The 1,198-nt window shown below is 58.3% G+C and carries 2 protein-coding genes; both read right to left on the bottom strand.

What is annotated here, in order from left to right; genetic code table 11:
• A partial coding sequence (locus NW820_RS12495; RefSeq protein WP_414407656.1) for a hypothetical protein occupies nt 1-332 on the bottom strand: 332 nt, incomplete at its 3' end.
• 155 nt (nt 333-487) lie between these two features.
• On the bottom strand, nt 488-1,198 hold a 711-nt coding region (locus NW820_RS12490; RefSeq protein ID WP_414407655.1), incomplete at its 5' end, for a GGDEF domain-containing protein.

Raw genomic sequence — 1,198 nt, 5'->3', positions numbered from 1 at the left:
GATTCTTCCGAAATGTGGTCGATCAAGGTGCTCATCTCCGCCAGGATCTGATAAACGCGGTCAAAGCTTTGTCGGGTTCGCTCTTCCTGTTCCGGTTGACGCGCCTGCACCATGTACAAGCTCATCTTGATGGTTTGCAGGCGGTTTTTGCCCAAATCTTCTAGCATTTCCCGAATTTGCCCGATTGCCTCCCGCCTCACCTGTCTCTGCCGCCGTCGCAACAGCCAAAAGAGGATCCCGTGGATAACCCCCACCAAAGTGGCGCTGACCGCCGTTGCCGTTTCTAGCGAAAAAGCGCTGCGGCTGGCCACAAAACCACTTAGCAGAATCACCCCTATTCCTACCGCCGTCAAGATGAGCTCAATGTTGTTTAGGAACCATCTTCCTGCTGGTCTCCAGATCCCAGATCCGGCCACTTGACCCTGAAGAATGCCCATCATAGCCTTTTGCACCTCCCTTCCGTCTCTCCCGTTCGCTCAGCCCATCACTACCTGCTCAGCCGCCCCAAGGCCAGGCGCGGTCTTCTACGGCTCAGTTGACGCTTCAGACAAAGCTGCCGGAGTTTTCGCCGCCGCAAGCGCAAGGGTCTGCGGGCCAGGGATCCCGCTGTGGTTGACTCCGGTGCAGGAGCCTGCATCTTTCGACTCAGCTCTTGATGGTGTTGGCGGAGATCCTCAATCTGCCTGAGGCGAGTCTCCAGCTCTCGGCGCAGTTCGGCGTTTTCTTTTTCCAGACGCTGCAGGCGTTTCAGCAGCTCTGAGGACTCCGTTCCGCTGACGCGGTCGGAAACTGGGATGGGATGGGGAGCAGTCACCACCGAGCTGTGCACATTCCTGCTATCTCGCATAGCCTGGGCAGCCCGACGCAACAGAGCCACCCCCTTGGGATCATCGCTGTCCATGAGGCTGGCCGCTCCAAACTGGAGCTGTACCGGCAGCGCCCGTCCATTCACCACAAAGGGATCCTGAATCATTCGCTGGCAGCAGCGTTCGGCAGCCATTTGCGCAGCAGCCAAGGTGCTCCCCGGCAGCAGAATGATAAACTGCCCCTCGTCGTAGCAAAACAGGTCGTCTCCATCGCGCAGGTTATTGGCCAGGCGCTCTCTAAACAGCTTGAGCAGATCAGCCCGACTGTCGGCTTCCAGCTCTTGTGCCAGAGAACCGAGGTTGGCCAAGCGCAGCACAAACAAGCTGAGGGG

The sequence above is a fragment of the Synechococcus sp. R55.7 genome (assembly GCF_047461955.1).
Taxonomy (GTDB): Bacteria; Cyanobacteriota; Cyanobacteriia; order Thermostichales; family Thermostichaceae; genus Thermostichus.
The sequence above is the reverse complement of the archived record's forward strand: the minus strand, read 5'-3'. Positions and strand labels throughout refer to the sequence as shown.